The sequence below is a fragment of the Dehalococcoidia bacterium genome, from assembly GCA_030648205.1.
In the GTDB taxonomy this organism is placed as follows: Bacteria; Chloroflexota; Dehalococcoidia; order JAUSIH01; family JAUSIH01; genus JAUSIH01.
On sequence record JAUSIH010000087.1, the window covers coordinates 1 to 23,800 of the forward strand.

22 protein-coding genes are annotated in these 23,800 nt (G+C 64.2%); 4 read left to right on the forward strand and 18 right to left on the reverse strand.

All coding sequences use genetic code 11. From position 1 onward, the window contains the following. From Q7T26_09990 to asd, 10 genes are all read right to left on the reverse strand, one after another. Positions 1-1,393: MFS transporter (locus tag Q7T26_09990; GenBank protein ID MDO8532470.1), on the reverse strand; the 1,393-nt coding region annotated here is incomplete at its 3' end. Between the two features lie 63 nt (positions 1,394-1,456). After that, the gene (locus Q7T26_09995) at positions 1,457-2,617 is read right to left on the reverse strand and encodes an acyl-CoA dehydrogenase family protein (protein MDO8532471.1); all 1,161 of its coding nucleotides are present in this window, start codon (positions 2,615-2,617) and stop codon (positions 1,457-1,459) included. 154 nt (positions 2,618-2,771) lie between these two features. Next, on the reverse strand, positions 2,772-3,911 hold the full coding sequence (locus Q7T26_10000; protein ID MDO8532472.1) for a CaiB/BaiF CoA-transferase family protein: 1,140 nt from the start codon (positions 3,909-3,911) through the stop codon (positions 2,772-2,774). 10 nt (positions 3,912-3,921) lie between these two features. After that, positions 3,922-5,148, reverse strand: a complete 1,227-nt coding sequence (locus Q7T26_10005) for an argininosuccinate synthase (GenBank protein ID MDO8532473.1) — start codon at positions 5,146-5,148, stop codon at positions 3,922-3,924. 22 nt (positions 5,149-5,170) lie between these two features. Next, a complete protein-coding gene (locus tag Q7T26_10010; GenBank protein ID MDO8532474.1) occupies positions 5,171-6,385 on the reverse strand; it encodes an acetylornithine transaminase in 1,215 nt (404 codons plus the stop codon). A 22-nt stretch (positions 6,386-6,407) separates the two neighbouring features. Next, the gene (locus tag Q7T26_10015; GenBank protein ID MDO8532475.1) at positions 6,408-9,140 is read right to left on the reverse strand and encodes a UPF0182 family protein; all 2,733 of its coding nucleotides are present in this window, start codon (positions 9,138-9,140) and stop codon (positions 6,408-6,410) included. Further along, a complete protein-coding gene (argB, locus tag Q7T26_10020) occupies positions 9,140-9,910 on the reverse strand; it encodes an acetylglutamate kinase (protein ID MDO8532476.1) in 771 nt (256 codons plus the stop codon). Before argB ends, Q7T26_10015 begins: the two co-directional genes overlap by 1 nt. Positions 9,911-9,960: 50 nt before the next feature. Further along, positions 9,961-10,464, reverse strand: a complete 504-nt coding sequence (locus Q7T26_10025) for a DinB family protein (protein MDO8532477.1) — start codon at positions 10,462-10,464, stop codon at positions 9,961-9,963. Between the two features lie 44 nt (positions 10,465-10,508). Beyond that, entirely contained in the window at positions 10,509-11,741 is a 1,233-nt protein-coding gene (gene argJ, locus Q7T26_10030) for a bifunctional glutamate N-acetyltransferase/amino-acid acetyltransferase ArgJ (GenBank protein ID MDO8532478.1), read from the reverse strand. Between the two features lie 122 nt (positions 11,742-11,863). Next, positions 11,864-12,940 (reverse strand): aspartate-semialdehyde dehydrogenase, encoded by a 1,077-nt coding sequence (asd, locus tag Q7T26_10035; protein ID MDO8532479.1) that lies wholly within the window; start codon positions 12,938-12,940, stop codon positions 11,864-11,866. 364 nt (positions 12,941-13,304) lie between these two features. On the opposite strand from asd, the gene Q7T26_10040 reads away from it, so the two are divergent. Next, the gene (locus tag Q7T26_10040; protein ID MDO8532480.1) at positions 13,305-13,688 is read left to right on the forward strand and encodes a hypothetical protein; all 384 of its coding nucleotides are present in this window, start codon (positions 13,305-13,307) and stop codon (positions 13,686-13,688) included. 276 nt (positions 13,689-13,964) lie between these two features. On the opposite strand, the gene mscL is transcribed toward Q7T26_10040, so the two are convergent. The 6 genes from mscL to Q7T26_10070 all read right to left on the reverse strand — a co-directional run bounded on the left by mscL (position 13,965) and on the right by Q7T26_10070 (position 19,219). After that, positions 13,965-14,402, reverse strand: a complete 438-nt coding sequence (gene mscL, locus Q7T26_10045) for a large conductance mechanosensitive channel protein MscL (GenBank protein ID MDO8532481.1) — start codon at positions 14,400-14,402, stop codon at positions 13,965-13,967. A 27-nt stretch (positions 14,403-14,429) separates the two neighbouring features. After that, on the reverse strand, positions 14,430-15,017 hold the full coding sequence (locus Q7T26_10050) for a DUF4145 domain-containing protein (GenBank protein MDO8532482.1): 588 nt from the start codon (positions 15,015-15,017) through the stop codon (positions 14,430-14,432). Positions 15,018-15,215: 198 nt separating this feature from the next. Further along, positions 15,216-16,229 (reverse strand): LLM class flavin-dependent oxidoreductase, encoded by a 1,014-nt coding sequence (locus Q7T26_10055; protein MDO8532483.1) that lies wholly within the window; start codon positions 16,227-16,229, stop codon positions 15,216-15,218. Positions 16,230-16,408: 179 nt separating this feature from the next. After that, positions 16,409-17,197: an enoyl-CoA hydratase/isomerase family protein gene (locus tag Q7T26_10060; protein MDO8532484.1), complete on the reverse strand. Its 789-nt coding sequence runs from the start codon at positions 17,195-17,197 to the stop codon at positions 16,409-16,411. Positions 17,198-17,334: 137 nt separating this feature from the next. After that, the gene (gene cbiE, locus Q7T26_10065) at positions 17,335-17,994 is read right to left on the reverse strand and encodes a precorrin-6y C5,15-methyltransferase (decarboxylating) subunit CbiE (GenBank protein MDO8532485.1); all 660 of its coding nucleotides are present in this window, start codon (positions 17,992-17,994) and stop codon (positions 17,335-17,337) included. 16 nt (positions 17,995-18,010) lie between these two features. Then, positions 18,011-19,219: an amidohydrolase family protein gene (locus Q7T26_10070; protein MDO8532486.1), complete on the reverse strand. Its 1,209-nt coding sequence runs from the start codon at positions 19,217-19,219 to the stop codon at positions 18,011-18,013. Between the two features lie 337 nt (positions 19,220-19,556). Here Q7T26_10070 and Q7T26_10075 point away from each other — a divergent pair, with 337 nt between their 5' ends. Next, the gene (locus tag Q7T26_10075) at positions 19,557-20,915 is read left to right on the forward strand and encodes a nodulation protein NfeD (protein ID MDO8532487.1); all 1,359 of its coding nucleotides are present in this window, start codon (positions 19,557-19,559) and stop codon (positions 20,913-20,915) included. After that, complete coding sequence (locus Q7T26_10080; GenBank protein MDO8532488.1) at positions 20,912-21,706, forward strand: slipin family protein; 795 nt, start codon at positions 20,912-20,914, stop codon at positions 21,704-21,706. The genes Q7T26_10075 and Q7T26_10080 overlap by 4 nt, the downstream gene beginning before the upstream one ends. A gap of 448 nt (positions 21,707-22,154) precedes the next feature. Here the strand turns inward: Q7T26_10080 and Q7T26_10085 are convergent, their stop codons facing one another. After that, complete coding sequence (locus Q7T26_10085; GenBank protein ID MDO8532489.1) at positions 22,155-22,943, reverse strand: metallopeptidase family protein; 789 nt, start codon at positions 22,941-22,943, stop codon at positions 22,155-22,157. A gap of 74 nt (positions 22,944-23,017) precedes the next feature. Further along, entirely contained in the window at positions 23,018-23,287 is a 270-nt protein-coding gene (locus tag Q7T26_10090) for an SDR family oxidoreductase (protein ID MDO8532490.1), read from the reverse strand. A gap of 197 nt (positions 23,288-23,484) precedes the next feature. Here Q7T26_10090 and Q7T26_10095 point away from each other — a divergent pair. Further along, positions 23,485-23,800: hypothetical protein (locus Q7T26_10095; GenBank protein ID MDO8532491.1), on the forward strand; the 316-nt coding region annotated here is incomplete at its 3' end.

The following is a 23,800-nucleotide window of genomic DNA, read 5'->3' on the forward strand; positions in this document are numbered from 1 at the left end:
CCCCGGCCACGACAAAGCAGGCGTAGCGAAAGGCTTCCATGTATACACGGGGACTGGCGTTCACGCCGTCCGCCCCGTTCAACACCACGGCCACGACGGCGGAAACCAGCGCCACGGCCACGGTATGCCCAAGTTGGCGCGTGGTCTCCAGCATCCCGCCGGAGAACCCCCGTTCGCTGGAAGGCAGCGCGCTGAGCAGGACCGTATTATTTGTCGTAATGAAGGCGCCGGAGCCAAATCCGGCGAAAACGGTCAGCACGACCAGCGCGACGTACGACAGCTCCGTCGCCAGCACGGCCATGGTGAACATGGACACGCTGATAAGCGCCATGCTGACGGGCCGGAGAAGCGGGCTCCGCGTCTTGTCGTAAAGCCAGCCTGCGAGCGCGGGAGCGCTGATGTCCAGCACTTGGCGAGACACCAGGGCAGCGGAGATGTAGAGGGCGGGCAGCACCATGCCGCGCTGGATGACGAACGGCAGGAGAAAGAACATGGAGGCCATGGTCATGTGGACGACTATGTTGGCCGCCACGGCGGCGCTGAAAAGCCCCTTCCGGAAGTTGGGCAGGACAAGCAACGGGTTGGAGACGCGACTCTCAACCACAAGTAGGACAACGAACAGCACCGCGGTCACCACCTGAAGCGTGGTATGGTACGCAAAACCGGCCTCGAACGTTTCCGGCCCGTCATGGAAGTGGTTGAACGACATGACCAGGGTAGCGAGCATCACCGAGAAGAGGACGGCGCCCAGTACGTCCATGCGCTTCCCCTTCGTGGAAGACGCAGCCGGCGCTGTGCGCAGCATGTCAAGACCAAGCTTGGCCGTCAGCACCGCGAGAGGCAGTATCAGGAAAAATATCCAGCGCCAGCTCAGGTAGGTCACTGCCAGGCCCGCGCCAACGCTGCCGACCATGCCGCTGACCGACGCCGCTATGGCGGTGCTGGCCAGCGCCCGTCCGCGCTGGGATTCCGGCACGACGCTCGCGGTGATCGCCAGCGTCGTGCCCAGAATGAGGGCGCCGCCAACGCCCTGCAACGCGCGCAGGGCAATAAACTGCTCCATGGACCCCGCGAGTCCCGTGAGTGCCGTGGCCACGCCAAAGACCACCACTCCAGCCAGGAAAACCTTGTGCAGCCCCAGGACATCGCCCAGACGCCCCGCCGGCAGCGCCAGAGCCGCAAGCATGAGCAGGTAGGACGTCATCGCCCACCCGGCGTGGCCCATATCCACCTGGAACTCCTGGGCCACCGTGGGGAGCACGACGGCGACGGGCACCATGCCGAATTGGACCATGAAGTAGGCCAGAGCCGCGCCCACGAGCGCGGTCAGACGGTGTCCGCGAAGCCCGGCGCGCGCCGTGCGTTCCCGTACCTCCGTGAAGACGCTACGCATGCATAGTCTCCGTCGTTCCTCCGATATGTCAGGCGGCATGATGCCGCCTGAGGCCAGAGCGCGCTAGCCTATCTTATACTTCTGCAGCAGGTTCCGCGCGATGACCAGCTTCTGTATCTCACTCGTGCCCTCGCCGATGATCATCAGCGGGGCGTCGCGGAAGTAGCGCTCCACGGGATAGTCCTTCACGTAGCCGTAGCCGCCGTGGATGCGCATGGCCTCAAAGGTGACGCGCAGGCACATCTCGCTGGCGAAGAGCTTGGCCATGCCCGCCTCCAGGTCGGCGCGCTCGCCGGCATCCTTCTTGCGGGCGGCGGCGTAGGTGAGCAATCGGGCCGCCTCCAGCTCAGTCGCCATGTCGGCCAGCTTGGTCTGGATGACCTGATGCTGGGCGATGGGCTTGCCGAATGTCTGCCGCTGCTGCGCGTAGCGGATGGCCGCCTCAAACGCCGCCGCGGCCACACCGACGGCCCGCGCCGCCACGTTGATGCGTCCCACCTCCAGGCCAGCCATCACCTGGACGAAACCCTCGCCTTCCTTCATCCCCACCAAGTTCGTGACCGGCACGCGATAGTTGTCCAGGTGAATCTCGCAGGTGTCCACGCTCTTGTATCCCAGCTTCTCCAAGTCGCGCCCCACCTTGAAGCCGGGGTCGCCCTTCTCCGCGATGAAGCAGGAGATACCCTTGTACGGAGGGTTGGCCTTGGTGTTCGTCTTGGCCAGCAGCGCAAAGGTGTTCCCGTGCCGGGCGTTCGTGATGAACGTCTTGGTGCCGTTCACCACGTACCAGTCGCCATCGCGCACGGCGGTGGTCTGCATCGCCTGCACGTCGGAGCCAGCGTTTGGCTCGGTGAGCGCCAAGCCGCCGCGCTTCTCACCGGAGGCGAATTTGGGCAGGAAGCGCTGCTTCTGCTCCTCCGTGCCGTAGTGCATCACGACGTAGGACATGATGGAATGCGTTCCGACAGGCCCGCTCAGGCCCATCCAACCCTTGCATATCTCCTCGAAGATCATTGCGTAGGTGGTGTAGTCAAGGCCCAGTCCGCCGTACTGCGTGGGAATGACGACCCCGAAGAGTCCCATCTGCTTCATCTGCTCTATCAGATGGGCGGGAAACTCGTTCCGGTGCTCCATGTCGCTGGCGACAGGGATGACCTCTTTCTTGACCCAGTCCCGGATGGTGGTGACGATTTGTTTCTGTTCTTCGGACAGAGCGAGCACCATAGTCTCTCTACCTCCAAACGCTTTCGCTTGTGTGACTCGTGCTCCTAGAATCCACTCCAAAATTCGGCTTCATGGTTCGACAAGCTCACCATGAAAGAAAAACACCGCTCGCCCTAAGCTTGTCGAAGGGTGAGCAGGCATTTTGAAATGACTTCTAGCCGATCGCCTCGGACTGGCGGAACCGGCTGATATCCTCATGGCTGTAGCCCAGCTCTATCAGGACGTCCTCCGTATCCAGGCCCATCAGGCTCGGCCCACGCCACATTTTGGCGGGCGTGTTCGACAGCTTGAGCGCGAAGCCGGGAATGAACATCTTGTCACCCGTCGCGGGGTTCTGCGTCTCAATAACCATCTCACGGGCCTTGTTGTGCGGGTCGTCGCGCAGGTCTTCGGCGGTCAGGTTCACCGAGCCGAACTGGCAGTCCGCCCCCTTGAGAATCTTGAGCCATTCGTGCCGGGGCTTGCTCTTGAAGGACTTGCGGAAGAACGCGAACATCTCCTCCTTGAGCTTGCCCTGGGGCCGCTGGTGAGGCAGCCAGTCCTCCCGGCCCAGGACCTTCAGCAGCCGCTCCCAGAACCAGGGCTCCCGCGTGCTGAGGGTCAGGTGCTTGCCGTCCTTGCACTCGTAGATGTTGTGGCAGGGGTATGCCCCGCACAGCATCTCGTCCTCCAGATGACCGGCGGGAAGGCTGATGGAGGCATCGCTGAAGGCGACGTCAATGTACTGGCCCCTACCCGTCCTGGCCTTGTGGAGAAGGCCGATGAACAGGGCGAACGCGCCGTACCAGGCGGCGTTCATGTCCGCGTGGTTGTACGTGGGATGATGTGGTCTGCCCCGCTCGTCCTGGGGAATCATGCCGCCGACCCCCTGGAAGGAGAGATCGTGGCCAGGGATGTCGGCGTAGGGGCCGTACTGGCCGTAGCCGGACAGGGAGACATAGACAATGGCGGAGTTGGCCTTCCTGACCGCGTCGTAGTCCACGCCCAGCCGCTTGGCGACGCCGGGGCGGTTGCTCTCCACGATGGCGTCGGAGCGGGAGACCAGCTTCATGAAGATGTCCAGAGCGCCCTCCGCCTTCATGTTCAGGAAGAGGCCGCGCTTGTTGCGCCGATTGACCTGGCCGAAGCCCTTGGCCGTGGAGCCGCCCACCTGTCGGCGCTGGGCGTAGCCCGGCTCGACGATGGTGATGACGTCGGCGCCATAGTCGGCCAGGACGCCGGTGGCGAGCTGGCCGGGCCCCGCCCGACAAAGGTCTATGACCCGGTAGCCTTCCAAAGCGCCTTTGTTCATCATCGCTCCTTTTCTATCGGCCCCGTTGCCGTCGCGACCAGTTGACGAGCCTCAGGGCATTGGTCTTGATGAAACCCACCGCGTCCCGCGGGTCGTAGCCGCCCGCCACGTCCATGCTGGACTGGTCCTGGTCATACAGGGACTGTGGCGACGAGCGTCCCGTGACGATGACGTTGCCCTTGTAGAGCGCCACGCGCACCGTGCCGTTCACCGGCTCCTGCGCCTTATCGAACAGTACCCGCAGGCACTCCATCTCCGGCGAGAACCAGTAGCCGTAGTACACCAGCTCGGCAAAGCGCGGGATGAGCGTGTCCCGAAGGTGCATGACCTCCCGGTCCATGGTCAGGCCCTCCAGGTCACGGTGCGCCAGTTGCAGCACCGTGCCCGCGGGCGTCTCGTACACGCCGCGCGACTTGATGCCCACATAGCGGTTTTCGACCATGTCCACGCGGCCCACGCCGTTGCGGCCCGCCACCTGGTTCAGATAGGTGAACAGCTCCAACGGCGTGTTCTTCTCCGCGCCGTCCGACACATTGCGCACGCGCACGGGGTCGCCGCGCCGGAACTCGATTTCCAGTTCGGTCTCCCTGTCCGGCGCCTTCTGCGGCGAGACGGTCAGCTCGAACATCTCCTCGCGGGGCCGCCGCGCCGGGTCCTCCAGCTCGCCCGCCTCGTAGCTGATGTGCATAAGGTTAGCGTCGCTTGACCAGGGGGCCGACGCCGTGGCCTTCACCGGAATGCCGTGCTGCTGAGCGTACGCGATAAGCTCTTTGCGGCCGGGGAACCGCTCGAAGAAGGACGGGTCTTTCCAGGGCGCGACGACCTTCATCCGCGGCGCCAGAACATGGTAGGTCAGCTCAAAACGGACCTGATCGTTGCCCTTGCCCGTGGAGCCGTGGGACACCGTCTCGGCCCCTTCGCGCCTGGCGGCCTCGACTTGCTTCTGGGCGATGAGGGGCCGCGCCAGGGACGTGCCGAGGAGGTAGCGCCCCTCGTACACCGCGTTGGCCCGGAGCGCCGGGAAAATGAAGTCCGTGACAAACTCCTTCTTCACATCCTCCACATACGCCTTGGCCGCACCCACCTGCAGCGCCTTCTGGCGGACCGCATCGAAGTCCTCCGTCTGGCCCAGATCGGCCACATAGGCGATGACCTCGTACCCCTTCTCGTGGATAAGCCAGTGGAGGATCGTGGAGGTGTCCAATCCTCCACTGTAGGCCAGGACAACTTTCTTGCTCATGCTCTCCATGACCTCGGTCGAACTAGTGCGCGGGCGCGGGCGGCACGGGCTGCGCCGCGACTGCCTTAATCACCTTGTCCAGGACCGCCAGCGCCTGGTCTATCTCCTCGCGGGAGACGGTCAGCGCCGGAGCCAGCCGTAGCGCGTCAGGCCGCACGTTGTTGACGATCAGCCCTTCACGCAGAGCGGCAAGAGTGACAGCTTCCGCCAGGGGAGCGTTGAACTCAATGGCGGTGAGCAGGCCCATGCCGCGCGCGTCGGTGATGTGCGGGTATTTGGCCTTCAGCTTCCGCAGACCGGACAGCAGGTACTCGCCCATCTCCCACGCCCGGTCCGGAATGCGCTGCTCGATGATGTACTTCACGACGGCGTACGCGGTGGCCGTCGCCAGCGGGTTGCCGCCGAAGGTTGAGCCGTGGTCGCCCGGCTGGAACACGGCGGCCCGCTCCTTGGCGAGCAGCGCGCCGATGGGAAACCCGCCGCCCATGCCCTTGGCGAGCGTCATAATGTCCGGCTCCGCCCCCATGTGCTGGTAGGCGAACAGCGACCCCGTGCGGCCTATGCCCGTCTGCACCTCGTCCAGAATGAGCAGGATGTTGTGCTTGTCGCACCAGGCGCGCACCCGCTTCAGGTAGTCGGGCGCCGGCACGATGACGCCGCCCTCGCCCTCGATAGGCTCCAGCAGGATGGCGCACGTCTTCTTGCTCGTCGCCTTCTTGATGGCGTCCACGTCGTTGTACGGGACGTTGACGAATCCCTCCGGCAGCGGCGTGTAGGGCGCCTGGTACTTCGGCTGGCCGGTGGCGGCCACCATCGCCAGGCTGCGTCCGTGAAAGGAGTCCATGGCGCTGATGATTTCATACGCGCCGTCGCGGTGCAGCTTGCCGTAGCGCCGCGCCAGCTTGATGGCCGCCTCATTGGCCTCCGTGCCGCTGTTGACGAAATAGGCGCGCTGCAGGCAGCTATTCCGCACCAGAAGCTCCGCCAACTGCACCTGGGGAACGGTATAGAAAAGATTGGACACGTGCATTAGGGTGCGCGCCTGCTCCGTGATGGCGTTGACCACCACCGGGTGGCAGTGTCCCAGGGAACACACGGCGATGCCGTCAATAAAGTCCAGGTACTCCCTGCCCTCGTCGTCCCATACGCGAGTCCCCTGCCCGCGCACCAGAGTGACGGGCAGTCGCCGTCCGGTGCGCAGGAAGTATTTGGACTCCAGTTCTTGCCAGTTGCTCATGGCGTCTCCCTCCTGAGCAGGACTATTGCTTGCTCAGATCCGCCAGGCGGCTCAGGCTCTCCTGCATGAGCTTCGACGCTTGCTCCAATGCCTTGATAGCCTGCTGGAGGCGCTCCACCTCCTGGCGGAGGGTACCCACCACACCGGGCGGAGCAGTCGGCGCCCCGGGCTGAGCCGGAGACGGTGGCGCGACCGCCTGGCCCACCAACTGACTTAGGCTGTCCGACAGGCTGCCGGCCATATAGACCTTGTCTCCGCTCGCGACGACCACTCGCTTCAACTCAGGGAAGTTCAGGTTCGCGGCCTGGAGGTAAAGCGGCTCAACGAAAAGAATGGACTGGCCTATGGGTATGACCAGCAGGTTGCCCCGGATGACCCGCGAGCCGCCCTGGTTCCACAGGTTCACCTGCCGCGCGATCTCGGGGTCGTTGCTGATGCGCGCCTCCACCTGGGCCGGTCCGTCTATCTGCCTGTCCTTCGGGAATCGGAAGCTCTGCAACTTGCCGTAGTGCGGCCCGTCCATGCGCGCCGCCAGCCATGACACAAGATTAGGCTTGTTCCGGGGCGTAAAGGGCAGGATAAGGACAAACTCCTCCCTGGTCTCCCCCGGCAGCCGCATGTTGACGTAGTACGGCTCCATCGTGATGGAAGCGTCGTAGTACACTTCCTGCGGGATGCTCCACAGGTCCTCCTGGTTGTAAAAGCCCTGGGGGTCCGTGATGTGGTACTTCAGGTACATCTCCGCCTGAATCTGGAACATGTCCTCGGGATAGCGCACGTGATTCCGCAGCCCCGCGGGCATCTTGTCTAGGGGCTGAAAGAGGGTGGGGAAGACGCGTTCATACGTGCGAATCAAGGGGTCGTCCTGCTCCGCGACATAGTATGTGACAGAGCCGTCGTACGCATCCACGACTACCTTGACGCTATTGCGGATGTAGTTAATCCCCTGCCGGTATGGCTGGGAATAGGGATACTGGTCCGTCACGGTGTAGGCGTCCTGCATCCAGTAAAGCTTGCCGTCGTCGCCGACCACGATGTACGGGTCTTTGTCCAAGCGCAGGAACGGCGTAATTTGCTTGACTCTGTCCGCTATGTTGCGCCGGTACATGATGCGGCTCCGCGGCGTCAGCTCGCTGCTCACTACGATGTTCAGATCGTTGAACTGCCAGGCGTAGGCCACGCGCCGGAAAAGCGAGTCAAGGGCGATGCCCCCCTTGCCGGCAAAGCTCGTATAGACGGGCTTGTCCTCCGGCGTCGGATAGTCGAACTCAGGCGTGTTGCTATTAACGATGACGTAGTTCCCGGTCCGCTCCCCAAAGTAAATCCGCGGCTCTTTGATCTTGACCGCGCCTTCCGGCGGCACGTCCTTCACCAGAAACACAGGGCGGCCTTCGGGCGTGAACTCCGTGACGCCGCTCATCGCGACGCCATACCCATGCGTGAACTGGAGACGCTGGTTAACCCAGCGCTGGGCCTCCACGGGCAGGCGCTCCGTCGCCAGCTCGCGGGCCGCCAGCATCACCTGCCGGTATTGCCCGTTGATGGTGTACCGGTCCACGTCCACGTCGTGGAACTCGTAGTAGAGACGGATGAACTGGATCTGGTTATAGGTGTCCTTCAATGGCCGGTAGTCCCAAAGCCGGATGTTGCTCACCGTGCCCGGGTTCGCCTGCAACTCCGTGTCAGTCACCGTGGCCCTGGCCGGGTACTGCTGCTCCTCAATTCGGTCCAGCCCAAACGCCTGCCGTGTCATCCGGACGTTGTTCACAATAAATGGTTGCTCGCGGATGAACTCGTTAGGCTCCACGTCGAAGCGCTGCACGACCGCCGGGTACAGGTTGAGCCCCACGATGGCGGCCGCAATCCACACGGCCACGGCACTCACGGGCACCCGTATCCCTTGCAGGAAGATGCCCACGATGAACGTCACGGCGGTAGCCAGACCTATCACCATCAGCACGCGCAGCGCGGGAAGCTGAGTGCTCACGTCAGTGAACGTGGCGCCGAATATCGCGCCCCGCGGGGAGAACACCAGGTCATACGTGTCCAGCCAGTAGCTGGACACCAGGACCAGCATGACGGCGGCGCCCAGCACGAGGAGGTGGGCCTTCACCGCCCGCCTGAGCTGGAAGCCCATGCCCCGGATGCTGAAGTTGAGGAAATAGACGCCCAGCACTCCCGCGAGGGTGAGGACCAGCGCCCACAGCAGCCAGGACTGGACAAAGCGGTACAGGGGAAGCGAAAAGACATAGAAGCCGATGTCCTGGTTGAACAAGGGGTCGGTCTTGCCGAACGGGACCTGCGCCATGAAGCGCAGAAGCGTGCCCCACTCTCCCGTGGCTACCGACCCAAAGATCACCGCGAGGGCAACGCTGCCGAGCAGGATACCAATGGTCAGCATCCGCCGAAGGGTGGCCGCCATCTCCACCGGCACCTCGGGGGCCGCCGGCCCCACGGACTGCCGATGGGCCAGCCAGAGGTTGGCCCAGAGCAGAACGCCCGCGACCACCGCGCCCACCGCGAACAGCAGCGCCTGGGCGCTTACCGTTTTGATATACACCGACGCGTACTCGACGTTGTCGAACCAGAGGAAATCGGTGTACGCGGAGCGCACCAGGTTCAGCAGGATCAGCGCCACGCCGGCAATGGCTGCAATAAGCAGCCAGCGGGATGAAAACGCCGGAGCGCCACCACCAGGTATGCTCTCGTATGGGGGTTGTGTGAATTTCCTCCCCCAGCCAGCTGGCAGCTTCATTAAGCCCCACCTCCTTTTACGATGCGAGTGCCCTCACCGCGGCCTTCCACGGCCATAAGCAGAGCGTGTGAGGAGCGCCCGTCTATGATCAGCGATTCGTCGGCGCAGGCAAGGGCGCGGAGACACGCCTCCACCTTGGGGATCATGCCTCCGGAGACGACATCCTTCGCCGCCAGGTCCCTGGCCTCCGTCGTCGTGAGCCTGGATATGGGCGTCCCCGACCTGTCGAGGATGCCCGACACGTCCGTCAGAAAGATGAGCCGCCGCGCGCCGGCGGCCACGGCGACCTCGCCCGCCACCGTGTCGGCGTTGACGTTCAGAAGCGCGCTTCCCTCACGAGGCGGGCTTTGCAGCGCAATGGGCGCCACGACCGGGATGCAGCCCGCATCCAGGATGGCGCGCAGAGGCGTCATGTCCACCCGCGTCACCTCGCCCACGTAGCCCAGCTCGGGATCCATGACCCGCGCTTCCAGCAGGCCGCCGTCCGCGCCGCAGAGGCCCATCGCCTTGCCGCCCAGCGCGTGCAGTCCAGCGACCAGCTCCTTGTTGACCAGCCCGGCCAGCACCGCGACCACGACCTGGAGGCTCTGCGCGTCGGTGACGCGCAGCCCGCGCACGAACCTCGTCGGGACTCCCTGCTTGTCCAGCCACTGGGTAATGGTCTTGCCGCCGCCGTGGACAACGATGGAACGGACGCCGCGCCGCTGAAGCGCTACCAGGTCTTCAAGCGTCGTGTCATGAGCGCCCAGCGTACTGCCACCGATTTTCACGACGATGGTGTCCGTGGGCGTACCCCTGCGTGTGCGCGACTTGGGAGAAGTCAGGGCTTTGTCCTTATGTCCGGTGCTCCCGCCACCTTCTGCAACTGCCGGGCGTGCTCCGCCACATGGCTGATGACACTGTCCTCGATGAGTTGCCCCGCGCCGACCAACTTGCCGTCCAGGCGATGGCCCTGGCGCAGCAGGTCCGCGTCCCTGAACGCGCGCAGGCGGCGCAACGCCTCCGTACTGGCGGCGTCGAAGCGCTCCACCGCATGGCGCGGGTCGCGCGGCGCCCCTTCGCCCGTGGAATGGGAACGGGAGCACTTGTCCGCTTCCGCCAGCCGCCCGATAAGTGGGTTGTCCTCTCGGGCGATGCTCTCCGCCTGCCCCACCCAGAACGTCTGGATTTCGGCGGCGTGGCCCACCACCTGCGCCACAGTCCAATCGTCAGCCGAGGGGGCCTTGCTGAAAACCGAGGGGGGAATATTCCGCAGGGCCTGGAGGAAGTCCTTCTGGGCTTCTTCCAGACGGGTTGCCAAGCCAGCGACTGTTGATTGCGTCACGAACGCTCCTCGGACTCGCCCGTACTACATCGGGCAGCCCGCCGCTAGGTTGTGTACTTGCTGTTGAAGGTGACGTATTCCTCGGTGAGGTCGCAGCCCCACGCCGTCGCGGAGGCGTCGCCCAGGTTCAGCGACACGCGGATGCTGACCTCCGGGGCGGTCATCGCCTTCACCGCCGCCTCGCGGAAGAAGGGGATGGGCTTGCCCTCATCCAGGACGCAGATGCCGTTGATGTAGCACATGAGCTTCTGCTCCACCACCCGCGCGCTGCTCCGGCCCAGGGCCGCGATGACCCGGCCCCAGTTCGGGTCGTTCCCGTGCACCGCCGCCTTCACCAGCGTGGAGCCGGCGATAGTCCTGGCCGCGTCGCGCGCGTCCTTCTGGGAGGCCGCTCCGTCCACCGTCACCTCGATCATCTTCTCCGCGCCCTCGCCATCCCGCGCGATGGCCTTCGCCAGGAACGCACACACCTCAGTCAGGGCGGCGCGAAAGACGTCGGCATCCGGCGAATCGCCGCTTAACGACTTGTTCCCGGCGGCGCCGTTAGCCAGCAACACCAACGTGTCGCTGGGGCTGGTGTCCCCGTCAATGGTCAGCATGTTGAATGTGGAGTCCGCGGCGTCACGCAGGGCGGCTTGCAGGAAGCGACGCTCGACGGCGGCGTCCGTGGTCAGAAAGACCAGCATTGTCGCCATGTTGGGGTGAATCATGCCCGCACCCTTGGCGATGCCCCCCAGGGTGACGGCCTTGCCGCCCAGCTTGAAGCTGACGGCCACCTCCTTGGGCCGGCGGTCCGTGGTCATGATGGCCCGCGCCAGGTCGTGTCCGCTGGAGACCGAGAGAGGAATGCCCGGTATGGCCCTTCGTATGATCCCCATGGGAAGCTCCATCCCGGTAAGGCCCGTGCTTGCGATGAGCACGCGGCCAGGGCCAATCCCCAGCTTGCGTCCCACCAGTGTGCAAATCTCCTCCGCGTCCTTGACCCCCTGCTCGCCCACGTAGGCATTCGCGATGCCCGCGTTGACCACCACCGCCTGCGCCTTCCCGCCCGCGATGTGCCGCGCGCAGACGCGCACGGACGCGGCTCTGACGGAGGTGGTCGTGAAAACGCCCGCGGCGGCGCACGGCGCTTCCGAGTACAGGATGCCGAGGTCCAGCTTGCCCTCGCCCTCGGTCTTGAGGCCCGAATAGACGGCGCCCGCCTGGAAGCCCGTGGGCGACGTCACCGTGCCGTCGGGCACCTGCTTGAATGGAGAGGAGTTCTTGGAGTTCAACACGTTCCGCGTCTCAAAGCCAAAGCTAAGCAAGTATAGCACAGGGTCATAAGGGCGGCAACGCGAGAGTACCGCGTAGCCGTGATAAGGTGGCGTATGCGCCGCTGGCCGGGGCGCCCCCCGCGCTAGAGGTAGCCCGTCTTCGCGAGAAGCTCCGCCGCTAGGACGGCGCCCTTGGCCGCCCCCATCCGGGTGTTGTGGGACACCAGCACGTACTTGAGGCCGTTCGGCAGCGCGGTGTCCGCGCGCAGGCGGCCCACCACCGTCGCCATGCCGCCTTCCGTGTCCCGGTCGAGCCGCGGCTGCGGGCGGTACGGGTCCTGGCGCACCACGATCATGTGCTCCGGCGCCGACGGCAGCTCCAGCTCGTGCAGGCCGCCATCGAACTCGGACATGGCCTTCGCCGCGTCGTCCGCGTCGCACGGCTTCGCCGTCGAGAGGAATACCGACTCCGTGTGCCCGTCCTTCACGTTGACGCGCGTGCAGGTGCAGCTCACCGCGATGTCGGCGGGCGTGATGCTCCCGTTCTTGAGGCGCCCCAGGATTTTCAGGGACTCCCGCTGGACCTTCTCCTCCTCGCCGAAGATGAACGGGATGACGTTGTCCAGGATGTCGAAGGCCAGCACGCCGGGGCTGCGCCCCGCGCCGGACAGCGCCTGCATCGAGGTCATCAGCACCGTCCTGACGCCGAAGCTGTCTTGTAGCGGCTTGAGCGTGATGGCGAGGCCGATGGTCGTGCAGTTCGGCTGGGCCGTGATAAAGCCCTTCCAGCCGCGGTTCTTGCGCTGTCTTTCCAGCAGCACAACGTGGCCGTTGTTCACGCCGGGCACGATGATGGGCACATCCTCCTCGTAGCGGAAGGCGGAGGCCGTGCTGATAACGGGCGTGGTCCGGGCGAAGCCAGGCTCCAACTCCCGCGCCTGGTCGGACTCCACGGCGGAAAAGACGAGGCTGAGCGATGACGCGTCGAGCTTCGCGGCTTCGACGACGGGCATCGCGAGCGCCCATGCGGGCGGCGGCTCCTCGCAGTACCAGCGGACGGCGCCCGTCCTGGGGTCGCGCAGCGCCTCGCCGTAGGTCTTGCCGGCGGAGCGCTCCGACGCGGCCAGCGCGGCGACCTGAAACCACGGGTGCTTGTCCAGCGCGACGAGGAACTGCTGCCCGACGATGCCGGTGGCGCCCACGATACCAACGCGGTGCATGTTTGCGTGCTCCTGGCCCGGAGTGGCGTTCAGCCCTGATCTACTTCCGACCTATTATAACAGGGCACGCTCCGAACAGCGGCGGCCAGAGCGTCCACAAATGCATGGGGACAGCGCATGGCGGGAGCGCGCAACGAGGAGGCGAGGGGAAATGCGCGAGCTTCACATAGAGAACAAGGGGAATGTGCCAAAAAGAGGCGTCTCTACTGCTTGCGGCAACGATTGACGCGAGCCTACTAAGTAGCGTATCCTCGCGCACAATATATCGTTGGACGGCTTCCGGTTTTCCCCGTTTGACCGCAAACCGTCGCAGGACACCGAAGGCCGGTCGAACCGGCGAGTGGTGAGAGAGAAAGGGTGCCCCATGACGCAGCCCAGCGGGACCAGCCGCCAGACTATGCGCTATAGCCTCGACGAAGTGCTCTCCGGGATGCTGGCTTCCACCACGCGCGGCGATTTCACGGACGACACGCAGCGCCTTGGCGTGATATTCAAGGCGCTGTCCGAGAAGCACGCCCTGCTGGCCCCCTTCGCGGCGGTTGGCGGCGAGGCCGACTTCTCCGCTCTCTTGCAGGGCGCGCTGCAGAAGATGGTGGACAAGAAGATGCTATCGCGCGAGGCCGGACGCTACGTGCTGACGGAGAAGGGCCGCGCCTCCTGCGTCAGCAGCAAGCAGATCCTGTTCAACAGGAGCGATGTCGGGCTGCTCGAAGCCGCCGCTCGGGACTTCGACGCCGCCTGCGCGTAGTCGGCGCGCCTGGCCGCGGCGCTGTCGCGGAGCGGCGTCCCTCCCCTTTTATCCGCCAGGCCACCGCCACCTGCGACGTGCAGTGCGCGTGATACCGTCCTGTCATTCCTCGGTCGTCCGCCTTTCCAAGAAAGGACTCACTGGGAATATCAACATGCGCGCGCCGCGTGGTAAGGAGAGTGCAGGGAACCTCGTTCCCGCCGGGGGACAACGGGGGATACCCCCGTTATTTCTCTTCCCCCTCTCCGTGAACGGAGAGGGGGCTAGGGGGTGAGGTCATACCGCCACCTGCGATGTGCACTGCGGGCAGCGCGTCGCCTTGAGGGCTATCCGCGAGAGGCAGTACGGGCACTCCCGCGTTGTCGACGCTGCGGGAGCGCTCTTCTCATCCATCCACCGGTTCACCTGTCGCACCAGAATGAAGACCGCGAAGGCGACAATGAGGAACTCCATGATGGTCGTGAGGAAGACGCCGTAGTTGATGGTGGCAGCGCCCGCCGCCTTCGCGTCCGCGAGCGTCGCGTACCTCTCGCCCGAGAGGGGGATGAACAGGTTCGCGAAGTGGACGCGGTTCAGGACGAGGCCGATGGGCGCCATGATGATGTCATTGACTAGCGACGAAACGATCTTGCCGAACGCCGCGCCGATGATGACGCCGACGGCCATGTCCATGACGTTGCCGCGGGCTATGAACTTGCGGAACTCTTGCAGCATGGGGCCTCCTACTTTATCAACACAAACCTATTTGCTTGTGTCCTTCGCATCAAGGAAACGCATGGTTTCTTCAAATTCCTTGAGCTTACTTGGAGCCACGTACACGTACTCCACTACTGCGCGGAAAAATTCTTCTATGCCACGCACTTGGATGGACTTGACGCCTTTGGTGATGTTGTGCGCACCAGCATTGCCAAGAACCCGAAGCACATCCGTCATTTTTGACAAGACCGGAGGGATCTCACCCTTATTTGCCATATCAAGAAGACGCTTTTGCAGGTTTCCCTTCTTCGCTTTGCGGTCATCGCAAACAGCCTCTAATGCCCGTCGTATCTGCGTGGCGAAAGCATTGGGAGCCGAGTGTTTTATCCTTTGCGCTTCGGCATAGCATCCAGCAACAACCTGCGGAACGGACCCGTGGAGAATTCCGGGATCCGGCCAAAGTAGAGTCGCGGCGGCAAATTCGGCCTCGCTAACGAATTCGAATTCCGCGTGGTATACAAGGATCTCGCCGCACGTTTCGCAAACAACCACATAGTACGCGCTAGGGGTATCATCGCCAATCAAATTGCCATCTACTGAATAGCTTTCGCCGAGATAACGTTGGGTATGCACGACACGCTGAGGCGCTCGGTTGCCACAGTGTGGACAATAATTGACAAGTCGAACTTGCTTCTTTGTGCTCTGTCTCTTTGTTTTCGACCGTGACTTTTCTTGTCGCATCGCAACGCTTATCCCCTTCCACGCCGTCTCGCGTCCCTCCGCGACGAGCGCATCCTCCACGCGCGGCCCTCGCCTACGCGCCACGCCTCCTTACGCAAGTTGAGGCCGCACCCGCTCGTTCCACAGCCGCAGGAAGCGGCGCCGGTCGGTCCCGCGCACCTGCAGCGATATCTGCGTCACGCCCATCGCCTGCATCTCCCGCGCTCTGCGGACGAACGTCTCCGGCGAGCCGCAGAGGGAGAACGACCGCGCGAGGTAGTCCGCCACGCCCGGATCGTCGGCCAGGCGCGCGTGCGTCGGCGTGCCGAGCGCGCCGTGCAGCAGCGGCTGATACTCCCGCTGGATGCGCTGCATCGCGGGCGCGAACTCCGGCGGCAGGTGCATCCCCTCGGTGGTGTAGCGGAAGACGTGGTGGGCGCGCGTGACCAGCGACGACTTCAGCTCGTTCAGGGCGGTGGCGTCGTCCTCCGCCAGATTCGCCATGACTCCCCACCATACGTCAACGTCGTCCGGCTTGCGTCCCGCTTCCCGCGCCCCCGCGCGGACCTGCTCCAGCGTCTCCCTGACCGCCTCCGGCGAGATGACCCCGGCGCAGATAGCGCCGTCGCCGACGCGTCCCGCCAGGCGCGCGGTCTTCGGCCCGGACGACGCGACGTACACGGGCACGCTGCGCTTCGCGTACGACAGCGCGACATGCCGCCCCTGCCACTCCGCTTTCCCATGCGCCATGAGGTCCTTGACCGCCCTCACGTACTCCTCAAGGTACGCCATCCGCGACGGCTTCATGTCGGCGTTGAGCACCGCGCTGTCGCCGCTCCCTATGCCCAAGTACGCCCTGCCGCCGGACACCTGGTCAACGCTGACGATGGCGGAGGCGGTGACCGCGGGATGGCGCGTGAGGGGGTTCGTGACCCAGGGGCCGATGAGGAGGTTGCGCGTGCGCACGGCGGCCAGAGTGCAGCGGACGTAGGTGTCCAGATAGATGGACTGCGAGTCGCCGACGCCGAGGCCCCAGAACCCGGACGCATCGGCGATGTCCACGTACTCGAGCCAGTCCGCCAGCTCGTCCCTGCCGGCGAACGATATCTTGAAGTTCACGCTCATGGCGGCGGCTCCTTCATTCAGCGTTGTGTGACCCGCCTGGTGTGATGTCTCAAAAACCCTTTTACAGTGACCCAACTGATGTTGTCATTCCCGCTTTCGCGGGAATCCAGACTGTACCCCTGGATTCCGGATCAAGTCCGGAATGACGGACATTGTAAAGCGGTTATTGAGACGCTACATTACCCCTTCCAGTCCGGCTTGCGGCCCTCCACGAACGCCTTGTAGCCTTCCTTCGCGTCCGGCCCCGGGCCCACGAGCGTCCGCACGTTCGTCGCGTAGCGCAGCCCCTCGTAGAACTCCATGTTGAACGCCCTGTCCAGGTGCGCCAGCGTCATCTTCACACCGTGCGGCCGCATCTGCGCGATCTTCCGCGCCATCTCCATCGCCCCCTCGACCGCCTTGCCGGGCGGCGTCGCCTCCACCGCGAACCCGTAGCGCTCCGCGTCCTTGCCGTTCAGCACGCGGGCCGTCAGAATCATCTGCTTCGCGCGCTGTAGCCCGACAAGCCGGGGCAGCCGCGTGGACGCGCCCCAGCCGCCCAGTCCTGCGCCCAGGTTCCGCAGGTGCAGGTCGCTGACCTCCGCCGTCTCCGCGCACACCCGCAAGTCGCACGACATGGCCAGCTCGATGCCGCCGCCCGTGCACGTGCCGTCAATGGCCGCGATGGACGGCTTCAGCATGTCCTCGATGGTGTTCAGCAAATCGTTGGCCTTCAGCCCGAACACGTACGTGCGCTTGTCGCGCTCCTTGAGGTCGGCGCCCGCGCAGAAGCACGGACGACCGTCGGGCCGGGGACTGCCCGTGAAGATATAGACGTGGATGTCGTCGTCCGCCTGAATCTCGTCCACGGCGGCGCGCAACTCGTCCATCATCGCGTCGGTGATGGAGTTCAGGGCCTGCGGGCGGTTCATGGTGATGAGTGCGATGTGCGGCTCCGGCTTCTCGAACTTGATGCTCTGGTAGTCCACGGCGCGCCTCCTTGCGTGTAGTAGAAATGACGAGCCGCATCGAGCGACTCTGAGGTCGGCGTCAGTGTAGCGCGTTTCGCGAGAGGGGGAAAGAGCACAATGAACAACTGAGGAGGTCAGACGGTGGGGTGCGCGACCTACACGGGGAAGACCAGCACGGACAGGTCGCTGAACGGGGCCTTCTCGCGCGCAAGCTCCGCGAGGGTGAACCCGCGCTCGCGCTGGCCCGGACGGGTCAGCTCCTCGAAGACGCGCACGACGCGCGTGGGGGCCACGCCCGCGGCGACCAGCAGCCGCGCGATGTCCGCAGGCATCAGGTCGAACGGACGCGGCAGCGCGATGACGTGGCGCCTGTTCTCCTTGAGCGCGGCGGCCAGCTCCGCCACGTCGTCGCCGATGGACGCGCGCTTGTGCAGCGTCACAAACAGGCTCTGCTCAACAGGCACGCCCGACAGCGCGGCGGCCACCTGGATGGAGCTGATGCCCGGCATGACCTCGACCTCGCCGCAGGCGCGCCGGACGCGCTCCACCAGTTCCCGCGCCGAGACCGAGGGGTCGCCCGCGGCGCAGACGACGCACCGCTTGCCCAGACGGAATGCCGCTCCCACCCGCGCGAGCATCTCTTCCTGGTTCTTGTAGTCCATGACGAGGCGCTCACCTGTGACCCACTTGTCCACGGTGGCGAGCACCGTCTTGAACCCGGCGACGACCTCCGCCTGGGTGACGATGTCCACGCCACGGAGCGTCATGTAGTCGGGGTCGCCAGGGCCTACGCCCAGAATGACAACTTTCGACATAAGGCCCCTTTGCAGACTACTTGGGAATAATGACTTCGATGTTCTTGTAGGCGATGGCCTCCGCCACCACGGGAGGAAGCTGGCCCAGCACAAAGCGGAGGTATGTCACCGCCTGCTTGACCTGCGCGGGGTCGGGTCCCACGTCCACGCCCGCCACGAAACGACTGGGGAACTGCTGGAACAGGACCTTCCACGCCTCGCGGACAGTGCCGTCCGGATTGACCAGCGAGTCCGGCGCCGAGGGCGGCAACAGGAGCAGACCTCCCGACAGGTCCATGTAGAGGTTCGGGTATTTAACGAGCAACTGCTCAATCTTGGACGTGGTGGTGTGGCCCAGGACGGGGTACTGGTCCCGAGGCTCGCCCGCGTGGGACCAGATGACGAACGCGCGGGGATTGTGCGCCACCATGTGCTCCAGTTCGTCGCTGAAGACATGGCCGGCGCTCACCATGATGGGCGCCCGCAACTCGGCGGCCATGTCCATCACTTCGAGCAGACGCTGGTCGTCGGGCGGCACATTGGCGGTCAGAGGCCCCGGCTGCCCCTTGACCGTCGAATCGCCGCGCGTGATAACCTCGCCGATGCCCCGGAACACGCGCGACGTCAGCTCCTGGCGCACCTCCTCGATGGGCCGGTACACGGCGGGATAGTCGCGCACCGCAAAGCTCCACGTGGAGAAGGGGATGAAACGGTCCGGGTAGCGGCCCGCCACCGCGAGCGGCAGGGGCGCGGCGCCCGGGCCCCACAGGAGCACCACCTTGTCAATGCCCGCCGCGTCCAGCGCCTTGGGGTAGCCGTCCAGGCTGGCGAACTCAGGGCCAAGGTAGGAGTGGTGCGCGTCATACAGCTTGCCCGTGTACGGCTTGATGTCCACGAAGTTGTAGATGGACGCCGTGGCGATGTCAAAGCAGCAGGTCAGCTCCTTCCGCGCCACCTTGAGCGCACCGCGCGCGGAGGTGAGCGCGGCGTCCGCTTTGTTCAGGTCGGCCTGGAGCGACTGGACCTGGCGCTGCGAGGCCTCGGCGCGGGACTGGGCCTCCCGCGCGGAGTCAAGGTCTTTCCGCGTCCGCGCAAGCTCGGCCCTCGCCTGGGCAAGCTGGGCCTGCAGGCTGTCCAGTTGCGGCTGGGCCGTCGCGGTCGCAACGAGATACGCCGACACGCCTCCCGCCATCAGGCCAAGGGCGATCCCCACCACGAGCCATCCGAATCCACGCAAATATAACATAGCAATCGGTTATCCATTCTACTCCACGACGGCCCGCCGCTCAATGAACGGCAGCCTTGGTCTGTTGGACAGCGTCCGCATCTCCAGACACGCGCTCTTCGACCACTGGGTAGCTCACCGCGCTCCACCTGAAGGCCCAGCGCGTCACGTGTTTCACTCTTGGGATTTGTGAATAAAAGCACAACTTATTTGACAAATGGACTGCCTTCCAGTCCCAATTGCCAGAGTGTCCGGCCCGCCGTCCCATTTCTATTGTGACCGCATCGGCACACTTGGAGACCGCCTTTCCTTGCAGGCCTCTGTATTTCTGAACTCATTCCGACTATAATGGCAGCATATGAATGCGCATAGCCTCTCCGCCCTTCGTCGCATCTTCACCATCCTTCTTCTGCTCGCAGGCGTTGCTTCGCTGGCCGTAGACGTCGCGCGAGCGGCGGCGCCGACCATCCGCGTGCTGCAAATCAAAGGCACCATTAATCCGGTAACCGCGGGTTACCTTGTCCGCGGCATCCAGCAGGCCGAGGAGGACCGCGCGGGCGTTGTCCTCATTGAGGTGGACACGCCGGGCGGCTTGGACACGTCCATGCGCGAGATGGTCCAGGCCATTGTGAACTCCCGCGTGCCCGTGGTCACCTATGTTGCCCCCGCGGGAGCGCGGGCCGCCTCCGCAGGCATGTTCATCGTCATGGCGGGGCACATAGCGGCCATGGCGCCCAACACGGCCATCGGCGCGGCGCACCCGGTGAACCTGGGAGGCGGCGAGCAGTCCAGCCAGGACAGAGTGTCCGCGAACAAGGCTGAAGCAGACGCGGCCGCCTACGCCCGGAGCATCGCCGAGTTGCGCGGCAGAAACAAGGAATGGGCGGAGGGCGCCGTGCGCCTCACGGACACGGCGAAAGGCTCCGCGACCGCCGACGAGGCGCTCAAGCTCAACGTCATAGACCTGGTGGCCACGAACCGCGACGACCTTCTGGATAAGCTGGAGGGGCGCAATGTCCGCCTGCTGACCGGAGAGGCGACCCTTCAGACACGCCTGGCGCCGCAAGAGGTCGTTGAGATGTCGCTCTTCGAAAGCTTCCTTTTCGCCATCAGCAACCCCAACGTGGCGTTCATCCTCCTGTCGCTGGCGACCATCGGCATCTTCTTCGAGCTTGCCAATCCCGGCGCCATTCTGCCCGGCGTGGTCGGCGGCGTCTTTCTCCTCCTGGCGCTCTACTCCCTGGGCACGCTGGACGTCAACTGGACGGGCCTGCTCCTGATCGCGTTCGCCTTCCTGCTGTTCCTGGCCGAGGTTTTTGTGACCAGCCACGGCATCCTGGCGGTGGGCGGCGTCATCTCATTTGCCCTCGGGGCCATGCTCCTGTTCTCCGCCAGCCCCCTCTTCGCCCTCGACCTGCGGGTGTTGGGAATAGTCCTCGCGGCGCTGATCGCGTACTTCGCGTTCGTCACCGTCATGGTGCGCAAGGCGCACCTCCTGCGCGTAACGGTGGGAGGCGCGGAGACTCTGGTGGGACGGACCGCGACAGCACGGACGGACCTCAGCCCCGAAGGCTACGTGTTCATTGAAGGGGAGCGATGGCTGGCCCGCGCCGAGGGAGCGCCTGTCAAGGAAGGCGACACGGTGACGATCTCCAAGGTGAAAGGCATGAAGCTGTGGGTCATGGCGGCCCGCAAGGAAGAAGAGGAAAACGCATGAATGTCATCACGCTCATCGTTGCCCTGGGCATTCTGCTCCTGCTGCTGCTCATCATTGTCCCTTCGACTGTCCGTATCGTCCAGGAGTATGAGCGGGGCGTCATGTTCCGGCTGGGCAGGTTGCTTGGCCCGCGAGGCCCGGGCGTCATCGTGATGATTCCCTTCGTTGAGCGTATGCAGAAGGTGGACCTGCGTATCATCACGCTGAACGTGCCCGCGCAGGAGTGCATCACCAAGGACAACGTCACGGTGCGGGTCAACGCCGTCGTGTACTTCCGCGTTGTGGACCCGAACGCCGCCGTGGTCAAGGTCGTGGACCATATTCAGGCCACATCGCTCATGTCCCAGACGACCCTGCGGAGCGTCCTGGGCCAGTCTGACATGGATGAGCTCCTGACCCAGCGGGAGCGCATCAACCAGCGGCTCCAGCGCATTATTGACGAGCAGACCGAGCCATGGGGAGTCAAGGTGAGCCAGGTCGAAGTCAAAGACATGGAGTTGCCCCAGGGGATGCAGCGGGCGATGGCGCGTCAGGCGGAGGCCGAGCGCGAGCGCCGGGCCAAGATCATCCACGCCGAGGGCGAGGCCCAGGCGGCGGAGCGGCTCGCCCAGGCGGCGCAGCTCATGTCCGTACATCCCGCATCACTGCAGCTCCGCTACCTGCAGACCCTGGCGGAGATATCCACCGAGAAGTCCACCATCGTGGTCTTCCCGCTGCCCGTGGACCTGCTGCAGGGGTTCCTGAAGACAGTACCTAGCAGTCCGCCGACCCCGCCAGCCAAGACCAGCTAGCCCTGCCAATCCAAGTTGCGCGGGCTTCGGCCCGCGCAGGTCAGGAAAGCACCGGCGGAGCGCATCGCTCCCATCCCGATGTGCGGCCGCTGCGGACGTCGTCGTATGAACGACACCAGAAGCACATCTTCATGCCCGGGTCCTCTCCGGCGGGCTCCCATTGAGCGCAGCCCATCCCGTCGGGGACTACCCACTTCCCCCCGCGAGGACACAGCACCATTCCGTAGAAACGCCTGAAACAGTTCCCGCAAAGATTCTCGCCGCCCAGGAAAATGCCGCCTCCGTGCTGACAAACCGCCATGGCGCACCTCCTGCTTGATCTGCCGCTCCGTCCAAAACTCCGCCAAGCCCATTGTACAGGGCGCAAGTCGCAAGGCAACAAACAAAGCGCACATTTACGTCACAGAGGCCAGAGCGATGACATCCCAGGCCAGGGGTCGGGCGACAGCTAGTCCAGGCCCAGCCGCTCCAACTCCGCGTCGCCCATGCCGAAGTGGTGTGCGACCTCGTGGAGAACGGTGATGCGCACCTCCTCCACGACCTCGTCGTCCGAGGCGCAAGCGGCCTCGATAGGCTTCTGGAAGATAAGAATGCGGTCGGGGAGCGCCATGTTGTAGTCGAAGCGCTCGGTGAGCGGTACGCCCATGTACAGGCCCAGCAGGTCGCGTTTGTCCTCCGCGCCCGCCTCATCCAGGTGCTCCGGAAAGACCGCATCCCCAGCCTCCAGCCACTTCTTGCCCTTTGCCCTCGCCACGTCCAGCAGCACGCCCCGCGTGACAATCCCATCGCGCACGGTCTCCGCCGAGCATACGCTGGCGCCGGAGCTGACAGTGACCACGTCGGCACGCCTTCCGTTGTACATCTTCCCCTTCCAGAGAAAGTGGCACAGGCAGTCCAGATGTGGCACAGTGAAGCCATGGAAGACGAGGCCCATGAAGTCGAGGGCCATCTGAGTAGGCTCGTGGGAATGCTCACCGACCCACGTCTCGCCCGTGCTCATCATGAAGTGCAGCGGAAGATACGGCACGTCTGTCGCCACGCCTTTCTCAATGGGGCGGGCGCAGGACACGGCAATGCCCTTGCGGACCAGCCGTACCGCCTCAAGGCGCTTTGCGGGGGTGATGAGGTTCAGCGTGCCCAGCTCGTCGTCCGGGCCCCATCGTCCCCAATTGCTCAGGGTATCGAACCATTTCAGTACCTCGGCCTCTGTAGGGACCTTCCTACTGCGTCCGGTCACCAGACGGCCTCCTCAGGCATAAGTCGTGGCGCGCCGCCACGGAGGGATTCCATTCGCTACCGCCCAACATGGGCTTACAGCGCGGTGGCACCCCCGTCTATAGTGAACATGGCGCTGGTCACGTAAGACGACTCGTCCGACGCCAGATAAAGGACCAGGTGGGCAACCTCACCCGGCCTGCCGAGCCGGGGCAGGATGTTCCGGCGGATGCGCGCCTCGCGGTCGCCCGGGGGCACGGTCACCAGAATCCCCGTGTCAATGCTCCCCGTGATGAGCGCGTTAGCGCGAATGTTGTGCTTGCTGTAGTGAGCGGCGATGGAGCGCGTCAGCGCCGCCAGGTTCAACGCATGACCGTTGCTGCTCCTTCGGACTTAATAAACCCTCTCTTCATAAGCAACCTGCTCTTTGAACCACCAGGTGTTGTAATACACAATGATTGTAACTGTTACAAACAGGAATTGACATGCAACAAACCATATGATAACCTCTTCTTCACTATATCTAACACCGTGGCTAAATGCATAAATTATGGAGGTGCATATTGGTTGGCCAGATGGTTGCAATACTTAGCCCCGCGGCTGCTCCCGCGAAAGCGATTCAAAAGATATCTGACCGAGTCAGCACATTGAAAGGGAAAAGCGTAGGCATTTACGACAACTTCCTTTGGGCTAATTTCGGACGCTTCGCCGACCGACTTGAAGAGCTCTTGAAAAACGAGATGGGCGTGTCTCAAGTGGTCCGACTGCGCGGCGTTACCCCAACTTCACTAAGCAAGCGCATGACCCCAGGGAAGATTCATCTCAGCGACGCAGAATTGAGCGCGTTCGCGGGACAGGTTGATACAGCCATAGTCGGCC

What these genes read in the sequence shown, in the direction of transcription:
- Q7T26_09995 (MDO8532471.1), bottom strand. Translation starts at nt 2,617, where the DNA reads ATGGTGCTCGCTCTGTCCGAAGAACAGAAACAAATCGTCACCACCATC.
- Q7T26_10000 (MDO8532472.1), bottom strand. Translation starts at nt 3,911, where the DNA reads ATGATGAACAAAGGCGCTTTGGAAGGCTACCGGGTCATAGACCTTTGT.
- Q7T26_10005 (MDO8532473.1), bottom strand. Translation starts at nt 5,148, where the DNA reads ATGAGCAAGAAAGTTGTCCTGGCCTACAGTGGAGGATTGGACACCTCC.
- Q7T26_10010 (MDO8532474.1), bottom strand. Translation starts at nt 6,385, where the DNA reads ATGAGCAACTGGCAAGAACTGGAGTCCAAATACTTCCTGCGCACCGGA.
- Q7T26_10015 (MDO8532475.1), bottom strand. Translation starts at nt 9,140, where the DNA reads ATGAAGCTGCCAGCTGGCTGGGGGAGGAAATTCACACAACCCCCATAC.
- asd (MDO8532479.1), bottom strand. Translation starts at nt 12,940, where the DNA reads ATGCACCGCGTTGGTATCGTGGGCGCCACCGGCATCGTCGGGCAGCAG.
- Q7T26_10040 (MDO8532480.1), top strand. Translation starts at nt 13,305, where the DNA reads ATGACGCAGCCCAGCGGGACCAGCCGCCAGACTATGCGCTATAGCCTC.
- mscL (MDO8532481.1), bottom strand. Translation starts at nt 14,402, where the DNA reads ATGCTGCAAGAGTTCCGCAAGTTCATAGCCCGCGGCAACGTCATGGAC.
- Q7T26_10055 (MDO8532483.1), bottom strand. Translation starts at nt 16,229, where the DNA reads ATGAGCGTGAACTTCAAGATATCGTTCGCCGGCAGGGACGAGCTGGCG.
- cbiE (MDO8532485.1), bottom strand. Translation starts at nt 17,994, where the DNA reads ATGTCGAAAGTTGTCATTCTGGGCGTAGGCCCTGGCGACCCCGACTAC.
- Q7T26_10070 (MDO8532486.1), bottom strand. Translation starts at nt 19,219, where the DNA reads ATGTTATATTTGCGTGGATTCGGATGGCTCGTGGTGGGGATCGCCCTT.
- Q7T26_10075 (MDO8532487.1), top strand. Translation starts at nt 19,557, where the DNA reads ATGAATGCGCATAGCCTCTCCGCCCTTCGTCGCATCTTCACCATCCTT.
- Q7T26_10080 (MDO8532488.1), top strand. Translation starts at nt 20,912, where the DNA reads ATGAATGTCATCACGCTCATCGTTGCCCTGGGCATTCTGCTCCTGCTG.